The following is a 15,984-nucleotide window of genomic DNA, read 5'->3' as shown; positions in this document are numbered from 1 at the left end:
ACAATTAATCATTGACCACTTTTTTCTCAATGTATTGCGGCAGGCCGCTTTGAGCCATATAAATTCGTCCGATGTATTCTCCTACCACTCCTAAGGCCGTCAGTATCATTCCACTCAGGAAAATAAGCAAAATAAGAGAGGAGTTGAGAATAAAAAATTGCGCATCAACCAGCAAAAGAGTAATATCAAGCAGCGCAGAAAGAGAGGATATTCCCATGAAAACCAATCCAATTCCGGTAAGCAATCGCAGGGGTTTAAGCGAATAACCAAACAATATGGTCAGAAACAAAGAAGTGAGTTTTCGCAAGGTATAACCTGATCGTCCTTCTTCCCTTTTATTGTGCGAAACCTGTACACGTCCAACATTGCGCGTTACCCGAAAAATCAATCCATCAATGTAAGGATAAGGACCTTTGTATTTGATGATTTCTTCCACAACAGGCTTAGAAATAAGTTTAAAGCTCGACAAATACAGATCTTTGGGTTTTTCCAGCAACCAAGTGGTAAGTCGATTGACCATCATGCTGCCCAGATTCCGAAACAACGAATGCTGTTTTTGGCTGTAGAAAGAATAAACAACGTCGTATTCGTTGGTTTGAGCCGCAGCAACCAGTTTAAGAATTTCGGAAGGGGGATTTTGAAAATCATCGTCAATCATGACACAATACTCGCCTGTGGCATGATTCAGGCCGCACATTACGGCATTGAATTCCCCAAAATTTCGACGCAATGAAATAAATTTTACCTGCGTAAAGCGTTGGGCAAGTTGAATGCAAACTCTTTCAGACTCGTCGCGGCTATTGTCATTGACCAGAATGATCTCAAGTGTACGCTTATCCAACGTTTCCAGTACATGCTCAACGAGTCTGCCAATGGTCCGGTCACTGTTATATACCGGAATAATAACCGACAGCAGCATGGGATTGGAAAACTGATTGATTGATGGTTTGGACAATATAAGCGGCTTCTTCGTTGGTCAACGCAGGATTAAGCGGCAGGCTCACTACTTCATTGTGAATTTGTTCGGTAATGGGTAAACTCAAATGGTTGTATTCAGTATACGCTCTTTGCTTATGAGGAGGTACAGGATAATGAACCGTGGCCTGAATGCCATTTTCCATTAAATAATCAATGAATTGCTCTCGCTTGGGGTGTCTGACCACGAATAAATGCCAGGCATCTTCGTATAAAGTTTTGAGGTTTGGCAATACCACATCCGGATGTTTGATTTCAGAAAGAAAATAACGCGCCAATTCACGGCGACGTTGATTTTCGGCATCCAAATGCCCCAATTTTACATTTAAAACGGCCGCCTGCAATTCATCCAATCGGCTATTGGTTCCTACGTAGTCGTTGTAATATTTAATGGATGAGCCGTAGTTACGCAAACTCGAAATTTTACGTGCCAATTCGGCGTCATTGGTCGTTACGGCGCCGGCATCACCGATGGCGCCTAAATTTTTGGTAGGGTAAAAACTAAACGCTCCTGCATCCGATAGATTTCCTGCTTTCAGGCCTGTGTAAGTAGCGCCGTGAGCCTGTGCGGCATCTTCCACAATTTTTAAATTATAGTTTTGGGCGAGTTCCCAAATGGGCTTCATTGTACAGCATTTACCGTAGAGATGAACTGCCAAAATAGCTTTAGTCTTTGACGTGATTTTCCGCTCGATTTTTCTAGGGTCAATATTATACGTCTTCAAATCAGGTTCTACCCAAACAGGCTTTAAGCCAAGACTTGTAATTGATAATATAGAAGCAATATAGGTATTAGCCGGTACGATCACCTCACTGCCTTCAGGAAAGTCAAAAGATTTAAAAATCAATTCTAAAGCATTAAGACCGTTGGCTACTCCGATGCAATGAGAAACGCCGCAATAAGCAGCCCAGTTGTGTTCAAATGAGGTAACTTCTTTTCCCAACACATACCATCCTGACTCGGCCACTCGCTGCATGGCTTCGGCAATCTCAGCTTTATAGGGCCGATTTATTTGCTTTAAGTCTAGGTGTGGAATCATGGTTTTGGATATACGTAATCATCTTGGTCGTAATACTCACTTGACAATACTAAAAGAATGGCATCTGAAGAAAATTCATCGATCACATGCCAACCTCCCGGTTGAATAATCAGGCATTGTGAAGGCTTGTTCAAATAAAAAGTTTGTTCTTCATCATCCGTTGTAACAACAACTCGGCAACTGCCTGCCACCGGGATAAGGGCGTTCCACGTTTTTTTATGACCATGTTTCGCTCTATGCGCTCCCGCAGGCACACCATAAATATAAAATGCTCTTTTAATGTCACCGGGGAGGATTTTTTCAAATACGGTAAGCGTTCCATGGGATTCATTAAAAGTACTTAATTCAATCAATTCGGGCATATAGAAGGTAAGATAACGCAGTTAGAATTACAAAAAATCGAAATTTTCCTTAAAGAAAGTAAAAAAAAACAAGTAATTCGGCTTGTTTTGAACAGTTTTATAGAAAATATAAGTTTACGGTCTTAATTGTATAAAAAATTTTAATCAAAATTTAATAATTAAAACAAGTAATTATAAGGTTTTGCTTTAATCCTTCTAAAGCAGGAAACACCAATAAAAAGACGGAAGTATATTCTTAAAGTCACACTATACTGTAACAAAAAACCCCGCCAAAGACGGGGTTTTTTAGTGCTATGTATTCCAAAAATCAGATTTCTGCGCCTTTAACGGTCTTAATGATACGAGCTGCTACTTTGTAAGGATCAGCCGCCGAGTTGGGACGACGATCTTCCAACCATCCCTTCCAGCCTTTTTGTACGGCAGCGATAGGGATACGGATAGAAGCACCACGGTCAGAAACACCGTATGAGAATTGGTCAATGGACTGCGTTTCGTGTTTACCTGTTAAGCGAAGATGGTTATCTGCGCCATATACAGCAATGTGCTCAGCTACTACCGGAGCAAATGCCTGACAAATTTTGTCGTAAGTTTCTTTGTTACCTGCCGTTCTCAACGCAGTGTTTGAGAAGTTAGCGTGCATTCCTGAACCATTCCAATCGGTATCACCAAGTGGTTTGCAGTGCAGGTTGATGCCTACTCCGTATTTTTCGCCGATTCGCTCCAACATATAACGTGCAACCCAAATTTGGTCACCTGCTTCTTTGGCACCTTTTGCGAAAATTTGATATTCCCACTGACCTGCCGCCACTTCCGCATTGATACCTTCTACGTTCAGGCCGGCTTGCAATGTATACTCAAGATGCTCTTCAATGATATCTCTTCCGTAAGCATTTTTCGCGCCTACTGAGCAATAGTATGGGCCTTGAGGAGCCGGGTATCCGTTAGCAGGGAAACCAAGGGGCTTATTTGTTTCAAGATTCCACAGGAAGTATTCCTGCTCAAATCCAAACCAGAAATCGTTATCATCGTCTTCAATGGTGGCACGACCATTCGTTGCGTGAGGAGTACCGTCTGCATTCAATACTTCACACATTACCAAATAAGCGGGAGTACCTAATTTTGAACGCTCAGGATCGGGACAAATAAATACGGGTTTCAATAAGCAGTCAGAAGAACCGCCTGATGCCTGCTCGGTTGAAGATCCGTCAAATGACCAAATGCCACATTCTTCTAATGTACCCGAAAAATCGGACTCAATTTTAGTTTTACTACGCAAACTTTGAGTGGGCTTGTAGCCGTCTAACCAGATGTATTCTAATTTAGCCTTTGCCATTGACTTGATATGATTTTAGGTGGTTGAATAATTCACTTGGTGTTGTTGTACTTTTTACGGATTCAAAACTAATGTCTTTTTATATAATCACCAAATAAAATTTTATATTTTTTAACATTAGCCATTGATTATACAAGGAAAACGACATTTTTTATATAAATGCACTAAAAAATTGTACAAAACTAAGTTATTCGATTTTTCACCTACTTTTTGGATGAAAAGAGGAAATGTGCGAAAAGTAAGATTAAAAATAATAAACAAAACTGAGTTTTTAATCAAAAAACGTAAATATTAAAAAAAACGAAAGACCGCAAAAAAGTCATAAAATGAGAGATATACCCTTCTTTTTTGGCTTTTTTCTTTTAAAAAAGGAAGAAAAAGATTGTTGCGTTTTCGGCAAAAAAATGTGAGCTGAAAACTGTTTATTAATGACCGATGAAGTTGGGGACAATCGGTAAGTCAGCAAGTAATGAAAACAGTGGGACGAACTCACAAAGCAGACTGTCAACACAAGAAAAACCCCGTATTTCACAGGAGAAAATACGGGGCAGTAATGAGCATTGCAACAAGTGCTATTTTGTTTTTCTTTCTATCTCCCGCAGGTTCTCCATTTTCTTATTTCTCAGAAAGCCGTTGATGTCTTCTAAATGTTCTCTTACGCGCTTGTTGCCGAATTCAAATACTTTTTCGGCCAATCCGTCTAAGAAATCCCGGTCGTGCGAGATCAAAATGATGGTGCCTTCAAAAGCTTTGAGCGCATCTTTCAGAATGTCTTTTGTTTTGAGGTCGAGGTGGTTGGTAGGCTCATCCAGTATCAATAAATTGACGGGCTCCAGCAGGAGTTTGATCATTGCCAAACGGGTGCGTTCCCCACCCGACAACATATTTACTTTCTTATTGATACTGTCACCGCTAAACATGAAAGCCCCTAAAAGGTCTTTGATTTTGGTGCGAATATCACCTACGGCAATGTTATCAATCGTCTGAAAAACGGTCAGATCACCGTCCAATAAAGCTGCCTGATTCTGCGCGAAATAGCCGATCATGGCATTATGCCCCAACTTCATTTCGCCTTCGTAGTCAATTTCTCCCATAATGGCCTTCACAAGCGTAGACTTCCCTTCGCCGTTTTTACCGACAAAAGCAACTTTTTGCCCACGCTCAATGGTCATAGCCGCGTCTTTGAACACCAGATGGTCGCCGTAGCTTTTGCTCAATTGTTCTACAATGACCGGGTAATTGCCGGAACGCGGCGCAGGTGGAAATTTAAGGTTCAATGCGGATGTATCGACCTCATCTACTTCCACAATATCCAGTTTCTCCAGCATCTTTACCCGCGACTGCACCTGCAATGTTTTCGAATACGTACCTTTAAAACGTTCAATGAACTCGGTCGTCTCGGCGATCATTTTCTGTTGATCGTTAAACTGCTTCTGCTGCTGCTCGTGGCGCTCTTTGCGCAGTTGGAGGTATTGCGAGTAGTTTACTTTATAATCGTATATACGTCCCATCGTAATTTCAATGGTGCGATTGGTAATATTGTCCACAAATGCCCTATCGTGTGAAATGACAATAACAGCCTTCGCGGTATTTATCAAAAACTCTTCCAACCACTGAATCGACTCAATATCAAGGTGATTGGTAGGCTCATCCAACAGGATCAGATCAGGTGTTTGCAGTAAAATCTTGGCCAACTCAATGCGCATCCGCCATCCACCGCTGAATTCGCCGGTCTTACGGTCAAAATCACTCCGCAGGAAACCCAGACCCAGAAGTGTTTTCTCAATTTCCGCATCATAATTGACTTCTTCCGTTGAGTAGTATTTCTCGCTCAGTTCCGACACCCGCTCAATGATCTCCATATAGGCGTCTGATTCATAATCAGTACGCGTTTCCAGTTGGTGATTCAGTTCATCCAACTCAGTTTTCATGCTTAATACCTCGGCAAATGCCTTGGCCGTTTCTTCAAACACCGTCGAATCGTCTTTGGTGAGTAGGTGTTGAGGAAGATACGCAATGACGGCGTCATTGGGAGCGGAAATCTTGCCGCGTGTGGGTTTATCGGCTCCTGCTATGATCTTGAGCAGGGTTGATTTGCCCGCTCCATTTTTGCCCATGAGGGCTATCCTGTCTTTTTCGTTGATGTTGAAGGTTACATCACTAAACAAAGCTCGTCCGCCGAACTCCACTGTTACATTATCTACTGAAATCATCTCTGTGTTATGTGAGCTGCAAAGATAAGGGGAAAAAAGCCTTATAGATACAGAGGCCGTTCCCAAATAGCGGAAGTCAGATAACTAATAACATTTTCGTTGGCGATAGGAGATAAAAGTAATGCACAGCCATCAAGTTGATCTCAGTTGCCGGTCTTTTTATCTCGGTTTTTCAGTAAAAAGAAAGAATAACCTACTTGTGCCTGCTGAAAATTCAGGCTCCGGTTCCCTTCCACGCCCGTCAGGCGATAGCGAAAAAACAATTTATTTTGTCCTTCTTTGTCCGGACTCACAAAAGCTTCTATTGTCCAAGTGCCTAACCAAGTACCATTTTTTCCTAACTCGTCAAAACTTACATCCTTATTTGCGGATTTGTATTGCCCGATTTTATTGATGTCGGGAGCACTCCCTAAAATCGAAGTGAAATTCCAACGTCTTGCCAATGAAACGCCGAAACGCTCGTCAGGATACCATTGAATCTTCAATTCGGGATGAAATTGTAACGTATTAACGCCAAAATCTTTAACATCCCCGGTTTTTTCAAATTGCTTTTTTGTTTCATTAAAATTCATGAGAGAATCACGCAGTGCAGTTCTTCCAAAGTGAATACCTGCGTTCATTGTGATATTAAATTTCCCCGGCATATTTTCAAAATAAAGCAGATTAGCGTCCAATCCTGCCGAAAAATTTTGGTATCGCAATACCTCTAAAGCAGTAAGATATTTTGTAACTGTATTGGTTTTACTATCAATATACCTACTTACTGTAAGCCGTTTATTATTTTCTTCAAATTTTGAAATGCTCACAAAAGGGCGTACATATTGAAACCCTCCGGCACCTTCACCTAATACGAATCGTAATACTTTTGGCAGAAACCACTTAGGATTTTTATAAGCCCATGAACGGTAGGTATTTGTGTTGATTCTTTTAGCTATCTCTGTTTGTATCAACCCATTCGGGTTTTCCTGATTGAATCCTAAAAAATCGCTGAAAACATGCGCCTCAAATAATTTTTGGGTCTCTTCTTTTTTGAGTGCTATTGGCTGTTCTGAAGGCATAAGCAACATGCGTCCATTTCTCGGGGAATAATCTCGGGTAAGAGGGCGTAAAGTGTAATCATAAAATTTTATCAATTCTCCTAATCTAATCGTAACAGGAGTGGCGACATCACTTCCTAACATCTCTGTGACGTTCACAAGTCTTAGCTCATAGCTGTTAAGGTTAGTTATGTTACGTTTTGAAGCAAATCCAATGCTTACAGGATTAGTAAAGAAGTAACGTTTGTCTTTAGCTGAAGTCTCTACAACAATATTTGTCAGGAAGCCTTCTTCAAATTCTAACTGGGCAGTCTCTACTTTTAATACAGTTGCTGCCTTTATTAAGGTATCTCCCTTCTTTATAGTAGTGCTATAACTCTTAAAATTGCCGGAAATTTTAGTTGCATCTTCCTGTTTTGGGTTTTCGATATAAGCCTTGATTTGGCTGCTTATTTTTATTTTTCCCGCCTCCGGTTCATCATTCTGTGAAATAAAGAAAGCCACCATCTCAATAAAAGTCTCATCAATTTCAGGTGCTGTCAGCCCCAAACTGCTCGCGTTGGCGGCAGTTTTAAATTGTTGATTGGTAAAAGGTAAGATTTGCACTTCTTTCTGAGTAGTGCTATCCTTAAATTTTATCTTTACTGCTCCGTCGCTCTGCTGAGTAGCCATAATTTCACCACCGGCAAAAGTCCGACGATATTCCTGCGCGTTGGCAAAAAGAGTTAACACAGAAAGAGACAATAGTATGAGTACCTTTTTCATTGTTGTGAAAGTTTAAAGTCGATTTGGCTGACCGATTTTGATCGGGACAAAGTTAGCAGATCGGCTTTTACTGAAATAGGGGGTTTTTCCCGTATTAGCAAAAGGGTTTCTCACCTATAATTCTACGTGCTGTTTTTCACAAAATACGGGAAATTTCTCTCTTAATACCGTACATTTCCCCTTTCAAAATATTTATTCTTAAAAGACCTTTGTAACAACATGGGAATTATGTATTTTCGGATGTTCACCCAAACCCTTTGTTTAACCTTTTAAATAATTACTGTTATGCCGTTTTTAATAAACAACCCCGCTGCCCAATTTGACCCTATACCTTTATTGACTTATTACAAATGGAGAGATGTGTTTTTGTCTCGAAATTTAAATTTTAACTCTAACAATGGAAATGAAGATATAGATCTTAGTGAAGAAGATTTATTTATTAATTTTAACGCAAAGCAAATACATGACCTTATAAAAAATTTGAATGACACTTATTATCTGACTGTACACTTTACATGTCAAGGAGCTAGTCGCAAATTTAAAAAGCTCAAAGCGATAATAAATGTTATGAAAAAATGTAATTGCAGCCCTACTAGTGAATTTATTGGAGATATTGACAGCTCATACGGAGAAGACCCTAATTTGTTAAAAAATAACTATAAGGATAGAAAAAACAAATTTGATGATATAAACAACAACGATTTCAATCATGATGAAGAGGGTATTTCACATCAAATAACAGATAAGGTGAAGAATTTTTTTGCAGACGATTCAGGGACAAAAAAAATAAAAATAATTTTTGTTAAAATACCAATGTATGAAAATACTATGATTGGAAAGACACGTTTATCTGGAAGTAGAAAAGGGCGGTTAACAGTTGTATTTGCTGATGAAAGTTTCGATCCATATCAAACTCTAACTGTAGAAGAAATGAAAGGTTTATCATACGAGCCATTTGATTTTAGTTCAGGTTGTTGTCCACCTGCATACGATGAATAGCTTTAACAATTTTACAATAATTATCAACTTGTTAGCTCTGCTAACCTGTACTGTCATTGGCATATATTACAAAAGTTCCTTAAAAGGGAGCTTTAATTATCTAATTATACTTTTGACAATTACTTTTATTGTGGAATCAGTGGGGTTTTATACTTTATTTACAAAAAGGCAAGTAGCCGGCTGGATTTTCCCTTTTTTCTTACCTTTGCAATATCTCTTATTTTCTTTATACTTTAATCATTTAATCAAAAGCAAAGCTATTAAGAAATGGATAGTTATAAGTATTCCGATTATGTTATGCTGGAATATTTGCAACTCTATTTTTTTTCAAAATTTTAAGATGCTTAATACATATGCCATTCTTTTAGCATGTCTTTTATATTGCATTTGGTCGTTTGCTTATTTTGTTCAATTATTACAAAATGACACAGATGAAGACCTATCTCTAAATCCTCATTTTTGGATTTGTACAAGCACATTGTTTTTCTACGCCAGTTCATTTTTTATTATAGGTTTTATTCAAATTATTCACAAAGGAGATAAAGAATTAGCAGCCAAGGTTTGGGTTCTTATCAGAGTTTTTAATATAATACTATACAGTCTTTATGCTTATGGTTTAATATGCCAAGTCAAGCATCAGAATTTGCGTATATTGCGATAGCAGGCACTTTCCTAGTATTGCTACTGATACTTTTCATTGTATCATTTTTTTACATATTCCAAAAGCGTCAACTCCAAAACCGCCAGGAAAAAGCCAACCTCCACGCCCAATACCAGCAGGAAATCCTTCAATCCCAAATCGAAATTCAGAATCAGACCTTGCAGCATATCAGTGGAGAGCTGCATGATAATCTCGGGCAATTGCTGTCGGTGGTACGGTTTCAATTGAATATTTTGGAGACGCAGGATGCATCTACACCTGAGGAAATCCGACAGGTGAATGATGTTGTTGACAAAACTATCCACGAATTGCGGGGCTTGAGTAAAAGTCTGGACGGTGATTTTGTCAAGAATTTCGGGCTGGCGGAAAGCCTGTCCCATGAGCTGACACGTATAGGCGCTACGGGCAGGTATCGCACCGATATGCTGACCGAAGGAGAAACGTACCGCCTGGATGGTCAAAAAGAGATTGTGCTTTTTCGGGTGGTACAGGAAATACTCAATAATATCCTCAAACACGCCGCCGCCAAACACATCAAAGTTCAACTTCGCTATCAGCCCCAAATGTTTATACTTCTCGTACAGGACGACGGCAAAGGGTTTGACTATGAAGCAGTTTTAGAGCGCAAGCTGGAAAACTCCGGTGCCGGACTCCGAAATATTCAACGCCGCACCGAGATGCTGGGCGGCACCTGTTCTTTCAAAAGCGGCCAAAATCAAGGAACAATCGTACAGATTGAGCTGCCTACACCAACCGTTACAGCGTAATATTGCAACAGGAAAATTACCGTTTTTATACCGTATTTTTCTTATACTCAAAGGGTATTTTACCGATTTTAAGGGCAAAAAAGAGGAATTAGATTTGTGGAGTTAAATGATTTATCTACCAATTAACCCTTTTGTATTATGCCACCATCGGGAATCATTACGCGAGCCAAAGCGCAGAGTTACAATGCTGCCTTTAAGGCTTATGGCAGTCAGCATTTCGCCCCTGAAATAAAGGCCCTCTTTTGGGAGAATTTAAACATCTCCGGAGAAGCTATCAGGGCAGTTTTAACGCAAAAAGACCAATTCGGGAACGAATGCAAAGATCTCAGAGCCTATCCCGGTATCCGAAATCTTGCCCAAGACGGTGAACCGGAGGAATTATCGTTTACGATCATTTTTGTAGGTGTTGACGAGCTGGGTAATAACATGTATCAAAAAGAGATTGTATTGCAGCATACTCCACCCGGCGACCCCGCCCTCACAGAAGACATGATCTCGGATGAGCATGACCCCTGCAAACCGCCGCCACCGTGTCCGTTGTTATAAAAATTACCATTGGCGTTGTTTTCTTTTTCAGAGAATAACGCCAATTTTGGTTTTATAAAGATACCTGCTATGAAATGGACTGCTATTATCTATCACGTTATTCAGTTTTTGGCTGTATGCGCCGGTACTTATACGTACAAACGTTTAGCAAAACCTACTAAAATTCTTTTTTGGTTATTGGTTTACACCTTTATAAGTGAACTGGTCGCTCTATACATTAAAACCTACTACGGTAACAACGTGTATGTCTATCATATCTACAACCCGGTTCAATATACGTTAATCACTTACGCTTTTTATTTGGAAATGCGGCAGTATCGTTTTATGTTTTACAGCATCTTTCTTTTTTGGGTATTTGCCCTTATAAACGGTATTTTTTGGGAGCCTTTTTTGGAAATGTTTTGTGCCAATCTATCCATGACCAAATCCATATTGACATCTTTTTGGACGCTTCTTTATTTTTATGAATTATTAAAAAATGTAAACGAACATAAATTTCTGGATTATCCTTTAGTTTGGATTTCAATTGGCTTGTTAGTTTTCAATGTAACCAATATTGTAGGACTGGGGTTGTTCAATGTACTTTCATCAAAAGATATTTTGACGGAAGTAATTAGAAACGTACGCAGCTTTACCAATTACTTACTTTATTCATCTTTTATAGGTGCATTTTTTTGTCGTCAAAAAACCATTAGTTATACCAAATAAATGATAAACTCCCTGAATCGCGAGTATTTGTTAACTTTTGGGGCGATCAGTGTGTTCCTTTTAATGCTGGTGCTCTTCATTGTTATTATTGTAGGATTATTCAAAAAACGTCAAACAGAATATCGCCGGGAGAAAATTGACCTTCTCGCCCATTACCAACAGGAAACATTACGGGCTCAACTTGAAGTTCAGAATCAGACATTGAAGCAAATCGGCCAAGATCTGCACGATAATATCGGCCAATTGCTATCGGTCATGGGTATTCATCTTGATGTACTTGAAGAAGAAATGACTGACGCAAAAACCAAAGGTCAGATCATTGAGATCAGTACCATCCTTCATCGGATCATTTCGGATGTTCGCGCACTTACAAAGAGCCTGGATGGTGATTTTGTCAACGATTTCGGATTAGTGGAGAGTATATCGCATGAGTTACAACGTATTCGGCGTACGGGAAAGTACCAAACCGAGATTTTGATAGAAGGAGAAACATATAAACTTGAGGGAGAGAAAGAAATTGTGCTTTTTCGTGTAGTACAGGAAATTTTGAATAATATCCTCAAACACGCCGCCGCCAAACACATTAAGTTATACCTTCACTATGCGCCGGAGTTGTTTACTCTTACCGTTAGAGATGACGGAAAAGGATTTAATAGAGAGGATATTATGAGTCGAGAATTCGGCAACTCAGGTGCCGGGCTACGTAATATTCAACACCGCGCTGAAATGTTGGGTGGCAGTTTTCAACTGGATTCAACGTTGGAAACAGGCACAAAAATACAGATTCAACTCCCCGTTATCCCCCAAATACCGTGAAAATACCCGCACCTAACGGGGAATTTCCCATTGCAGGCATTATTTCTTCCTTCTACTTTCGTATCAACCCATTTAATGGGGCATTTTTAGAGAATAATTATCAAATAAAAGAAGGGAAGATGATGGGAGCCAAAGCAAATGGAAGTACAAATTCAATGAATTATGAGCATGAAGTACTTGAGTCACAAATAGAAATACAAAAACAGGCATTTGAACGCGTCGGAGCGGAGTTGTATGACAATGTAGGGCAAATGTTAGCAGTGGCAAAACTGTATTTATGCACCTTGGAAGAAAGCGCTCTCAATGAAGAACAACAGGCATATGTGAAACAGATCAATGAAATTGTAGGGAAAACAATTTCTGATCTACGCACATTGATCCGAAACCTGGAAGCGTACTTGTACAACAATTTCGATCTCACCGGCAGTTTAGGAACTGAATTGCAACGGATGCGAAAAACTAAAAAAGAAAGTGCCGAATTACTGATTTCCGGTATACCCTACTCGCTGGGATACGAAAAAGAAATTGTGTTATTTCGAATTGTGCAGGAATTGATCAATCGACTGATTCATACAGGCACTATTGCTAATTTGGTAATAACACTTCAATATAATCCTGCACAATTCATTATTTTAATTCAATATGAAGGTATGCGAGCAGAGAGTGCAATCCTTGAGCAACGTATTGGGATTATTGGGGGGAAATATTCATTTGAAAATAAAAAAAGGAAAGTAATAAAAATAAAAATCCCTGCTTTTGAAAGCAATAATTAATTTAAAAAGGCGGTAGTTTGATATTTTTATTTTATTCAAATCCTGATAAATTTAAGACCTCTTTTTCAAACCTAAGCTTATTCTTTCGTTCAGTTTTTCTTATTTGTTAAACACTATGAAAACATCTATTGCTATTGTTGATGACCATGAATTAATGGCAAGCGCCCTTTCCGGCTTAGTACAAAAATATGAAGAGTATGAAGTTTTGTATGAAGTTAACAATGGCAAAGAACTGCTGAATCGGATCAAACTCAAAATGATTCCGGAGTTGGTGCTTTTGGATATAAGCATGCCCGAAATGAATGGCTTTGAAACGGCATTATGGTTAAAAAACAACTACCCGGAAATAAAAATATTAGCACTTTCAATGAATGATAAAGAGGAGTCGATCATTGGTATGCTTCGCAATGGTGCACGCGGCTATCTGTTGAAAGGCTGTAAGCCCTTCGAACTCAAGCAGGCATTAGACTCCATTGTGCAAAAGGGGTACTATTATTCTGAATTCGTAACGGGCCAGCTCATTAAAAGCCTCAATCCTGAAACCTTTCAAGACCCTGTCGATGCATTGAATCTCAATGACCGCGAAATAGATTTTATCAAATTGGCTTGCAGCGACCTTACGTATGTTGAGATTGCAGATAAAATGTGCGTCAGTCCGCGCACAGTTGATGGGTATCGGGAATCAGTATTTCAAAAAATGGGAGTAAAAACGCGCGTTACTATGGTCATTGAAGCTATTCGCCTTAAAATAGTTGAACTGTAATTTGCTTAAAAACGATACGGTAATAATTGGCGGATATAGATCGAATCACTATTTTCGGTTACAGTTTAGTATCTCCTACCGTAAAGACCGCTACCTTTGCGGTATGAATTACCTTTCAGCAGAAAATATATCCAAGTCTTTTGGCGACAAATGGTTGTTTAAAGACTTGACCATCGGCCTCAGTCGCGGCGACAAAATGGCGCTTATCGGCGCTAACGGAACAGGCAAAACGACCTTAATGACCATTTTAGCGGGTGTAACGCCCCTTGATCAGGGAAATGTCAGCATACGAAAAGACATTCGCGTGGGCTATCTTGAACAAGCCCCCGATTTTGACCCGCAACTTCCGGTCATGGAAGTATTGTTTTCGGGCAACAATCCCGTAGCAAAAGCCGTCAAAGAATACGAAGAAGCACTTTTGTCGGGTGATGACAAACGATTTGCCGCCGCTATCGAACTTGTCGATTCGCTTCAGGCTTGGGATTTTGAGGCTCGTGTGAAAGAAATTTTGGGAAAACTGGGAATCCACGACGTTACGACAAAAATCGGTACCATGTCGGGTGGGCAACGCAAACGCGTAGCATTGGCCAAAGTCCTGATTGAAAGTCCCGATCTATTGATTCTGGATGAGCCTACCAACCACCTTGACTTAAGCATGGTGGAATGGCTGGAGAATTACCTCAATACCCAAAACACTACACTCCTGCTCGTTACGCACGACCGATATTTTTTGGATACCGTTTGTAACGTCATCGTTGAATTAGATAACGGTACCCTCTATACTTACCGTGGAAATTACGCTTATTTTCTGGAAAAGAAAGCCGAACGCGAAGCCGCTGAAGCTTCCGAAATTGACAAAGCACGCAACCTGTATCGTAAAGAACTGGATTGGATTCGTCGCCAACCAAAAGCGCGGGGTACTAAGGCAAAATACCGCGTAGATGCGTTTGAAGATACCAAAGACAAAGCAAGCCAACGCAAGTTTGACAATCAAATAGAGCTAAACGTAAAATCGGCGCGGCTTGGCAGCAAAATCGTTGAATTACACAGTGTTGGCAAGCATTTTGGCGACAAAAAGGTCGTTGAGAACTTCCTTTATACGTTCAAAAAAGGTGATCGAATCGGAATCGTCGGGAAAAATGGTGCAGGAAAATCCACGTTGCTCAACATGATCACCGGCGAATTACGCCCTGATAACGGCCAAGTGGTACGCGGCGATACGGTTCAGTTCGGGTATTATAAACAAACCGATCTTGAATACAAACCGGGACAACGTGTGGTGGATTGGGTAAAGGAAGTGGCAGAAGTAATTCGGCTCGGTACCGGTCAGACCGTAACGGCTTCACAATACCTGAACGCCTTTTTGTTTCCGCCCCACAAGCAGGGAACACTCATTGAAAAACTCAGCGGGGGCGAAAAGCGCCGCCTTCAATTGTTGCGCATTTTGATGGCAGAACCTAATTTTCTGATTCTGGATGAGCCGACCAACGACTTAGACATTACAACGCTCAACATTCTGGAAGAATTTTTGATGAATTTTCCCGGTTGCCTGATCATCGTTTCCCACGACCGCTATTTTCTTGATCGTCTTGTCGACCATTTGTTTGTTTTTGAAGACAATGGCAGTATCCGCGATTTTCCCGGGAATTATACCGATTACCGTAACTTCCTCGCCGAAAACAACGACCGAACTACCGAGAGCAAAGCTCCAACACCGGTAATTGCCGAAAAAGTCAGCGCTCCTGCACCCGCCGCAAAACGCAAACTCAGCTACAAAGAGCAAAAGGAGTTGGAAGGATTAGAGGGCGAAATGGCAGCGTTGGAAAAACAGAAAAACGTTTTTATTGAAAAACTTAATGTCGGCAGCGGCTCACATGAAGACCTGACCCAATGGGCTAAAGAAATTGAAGGTATCAACGCCAAATTAGAAGAAAAAGAAATGCGTTGGCTGGAATTAAGCGAGTTATCCTAACGACTTCTAATCGTATATATTTCTCCCAATGCTGACCCAGTTAAATATGGATCAGCATTGGGAGTTTTTTTAATACGTATCATTTTTCACTTTCCTACGTTTTCTTCTCGCAATCGGAAGTTTAGTACCATCCATCAATCAATACCACCTGTTTCCATTCAAAGACACACATATAATACCGATTAACCAAACAACCTTTGTGAACTCGCATAAAAGCAGTAGGCAATAGTTTTGCATAATAACTCAAATTGCGG

At 40.1% G+C, this 15,984-nt stretch carries 14 protein-coding genes; 8 read left to right on the top strand and 6 right to left on the bottom strand.

The genetic code is table 11. The features are described 5' to 3' along the window. Window positions 1-4: 4 nt before the first annotated feature. The 6 genes from ACQY73_RS25960 to ACQY73_RS25935 form a co-directional block, all read right to left on the bottom strand. The gene (locus tag ACQY73_RS25960) at window positions 5-919 is read right to left on the bottom strand and encodes a glycosyltransferase family 2 protein (RefSeq protein WP_428656701.1); all 915 of its coding nucleotides are present in this window, start codon (window positions 917-919) and stop codon (window positions 5-7) included. Beyond that, a complete protein-coding gene (locus tag ACQY73_RS25955; protein WP_428656698.1) occupies window positions 888-2,015 on the bottom strand; it encodes a DegT/DnrJ/EryC1/StrS family aminotransferase in 1,128 nt (375 codons plus the stop codon). The genes ACQY73_RS25960 and ACQY73_RS25955 overlap by 32 nt, the downstream gene beginning before the upstream one ends. After that, window positions 2,012-2,377 carry a sugar 3,4-ketoisomerase gene (locus tag ACQY73_RS25950; RefSeq protein WP_428656695.1) on the bottom strand — a complete coding sequence of 122 codons (366 nt, stop codon included), beginning with the start codon at window positions 2,375-2,377 and terminating at the stop codon, window positions 2,012-2,014. The genes ACQY73_RS25955 and ACQY73_RS25950 overlap by 4 nt, the downstream gene beginning before the upstream one ends. Window positions 2,378-2,684: 307 nt before the next feature. Then, window positions 2,685-3,710 carry a glutamine synthetase beta-grasp domain-containing protein gene (locus ACQY73_RS25945; RefSeq protein WP_428656692.1) on the bottom strand — a complete coding sequence of 342 codons (1,026 nt, stop codon included), beginning with the start codon at window positions 3,708-3,710 and terminating at the stop codon, window positions 2,685-2,687. 572 nt (window positions 3,711-4,282) lie between these two features. Further along, window positions 4,283-5,923: an ABC-F family ATP-binding cassette domain-containing protein gene (locus ACQY73_RS25940; protein ID WP_428656689.1), complete on the bottom strand. Its 1,641-nt coding sequence runs from the start codon at window positions 5,921-5,923 to the stop codon at window positions 4,283-4,285. Between the two features lie 143 nt (window positions 5,924-6,066). Continuing rightward, window positions 6,067-7,509 (bottom strand): hypothetical protein, encoded by a 1,443-nt coding sequence (locus tag ACQY73_RS25935; protein WP_428656686.1) that lies wholly within the window; start codon window positions 7,507-7,509, stop codon window positions 6,067-6,069. A gap of 501 nt (window positions 7,510-8,010) precedes the next feature. Between ACQY73_RS25935 and ACQY73_RS25930 the strand changes: the two genes are divergently transcribed. The 8 genes from ACQY73_RS25930 (at window position 8,011) to ACQY73_RS25895 (ending at window position 15,730) form a co-directional block, all read left to right on the top strand. After that, entirely contained in the window at window positions 8,011-8,724 is a 714-nt protein-coding gene (locus ACQY73_RS25930; protein ID WP_428656684.1) for a hypothetical protein, read from the top strand. A gap of 621 nt (window positions 8,725-9,345) precedes the next feature. Next, a complete protein-coding gene (locus tag ACQY73_RS25925) occupies window positions 9,346-10,152 on the top strand; it encodes a sensor histidine kinase (protein ID WP_428656681.1) in 807 nt (268 codons plus the stop codon). A 138-nt stretch (window positions 10,153-10,290) separates the two neighbouring features. Continuing rightward, window positions 10,291-10,698, top strand: a complete 408-nt coding sequence (locus ACQY73_RS25920; protein ID WP_428656678.1) for a hypothetical protein — start codon at window positions 10,291-10,293, stop codon at window positions 10,696-10,698. A 69-nt stretch (window positions 10,699-10,767) separates the two neighbouring features. Continuing rightward, window positions 10,768-11,406: a hypothetical protein gene (locus ACQY73_RS25915; RefSeq protein WP_428656675.1), complete on the top strand. Its 639-nt coding sequence runs from the start codon at window positions 10,768-10,770 to the stop codon at window positions 11,404-11,406. Continuing rightward, a complete protein-coding gene (locus ACQY73_RS25910; RefSeq protein ID WP_428656672.1) occupies window positions 11,407-12,222 on the top strand; it encodes a sensor histidine kinase in 816 nt (271 codons plus the stop codon). Further along, complete coding sequence (locus ACQY73_RS25905) at window positions 12,219-12,995, top strand: sensor histidine kinase (protein ID WP_428656669.1); 777 nt, start codon at window positions 12,219-12,221, stop codon at window positions 12,993-12,995. Before ACQY73_RS25910 ends, ACQY73_RS25905 begins: the two co-directional genes overlap by 4 nt. Window positions 12,996-13,110: 115 nt before the next feature. Then, window positions 13,111-13,758, top strand: a complete 648-nt coding sequence (locus ACQY73_RS25900; protein WP_428656666.1) for a response regulator — start codon at window positions 13,111-13,113, stop codon at window positions 13,756-13,758. A gap of 103 nt (window positions 13,759-13,861) precedes the next feature. Next, window positions 13,862-15,730 (top strand): ABC-F family ATP-binding cassette domain-containing protein, encoded by a 1,869-nt coding sequence (locus ACQY73_RS25895; RefSeq protein ID WP_428656663.1) that lies wholly within the window; start codon window positions 13,862-13,864, stop codon window positions 15,728-15,730. Window positions 15,731-15,984: the final 254 nt, after the last annotated feature.

Origin of the sequence: Runella sp. (assembly GCF_965279615.1) — a bacterium.
GTDB lineage: Bacteria > Bacteroidota > Bacteroidia > Cytophagales > Spirosomataceae > Runella.
Note: the sequence above shows the minus strand (reverse complement) of the source record. Positions and strands in the feature narration are given on the sequence as shown.

Coding starts and splice junctions, on each gene's coding strand:
- ACQY73_RS25960 (WP_428656701.1), bottom strand. CDS start 919: ATGCTGCTGTCGGTTATTATTCCGGTATATAACAGTGACCGGACCATT.
- ACQY73_RS25955 (WP_428656698.1), bottom strand. CDS start 2,015: ATGATTCCACACCTAGACTTAAAGCAAATAAATCGGCCCTATAAAGCT.
- ACQY73_RS25950 (WP_428656695.1), bottom strand. CDS start 2,377: ATGCCCGAATTGATTGAATTAAGTACTTTTAATGAATCCCATGGAACG.
- ACQY73_RS25945 (WP_428656692.1), bottom strand. CDS start 3,710: ATGGCAAAGGCTAAATTAGAATACATCTGGTTAGACGGCTACAAGCCC.
- ACQY73_RS25940 (WP_428656689.1), bottom strand. CDS start 5,923: ATGATTTCAGTAGATAATGTAACAGTGGAGTTCGGCGGACGAGCTTTG.
- ACQY73_RS25930 (WP_428656684.1), top strand. CDS start 8,011: ATGCCGTTTTTAATAAACAACCCCGCTGCCCAATTTGACCCTATACCT.
- ACQY73_RS25925 (WP_428656681.1), top strand. CDS start 9,346: ATGCCAAGTCAAGCATCAGAATTTGCGTATATTGCGATAGCAGGCACT.
- ACQY73_RS25920 (WP_428656678.1), top strand. CDS start 10,291: ATGCCACCATCGGGAATCATTACGCGAGCCAAAGCGCAGAGTTACAAT.
- ACQY73_RS25915 (WP_428656675.1), top strand. CDS start 10,768: ATGAAATGGACTGCTATTATCTATCACGTTATTCAGTTTTTGGCTGTA.
- ACQY73_RS25910 (WP_428656672.1), top strand. CDS start 11,407: ATGATAAACTCCCTGAATCGCGAGTATTTGTTAACTTTTGGGGCGATC.
- ACQY73_RS25900 (WP_428656666.1), top strand. CDS start 13,111: ATGAAAACATCTATTGCTATTGTTGATGACCATGAATTAATGGCAAGC.
- ACQY73_RS25895 (WP_428656663.1), top strand. CDS start 13,862: ATGAATTACCTTTCAGCAGAAAATATATCCAAGTCTTTTGGCGACAAA.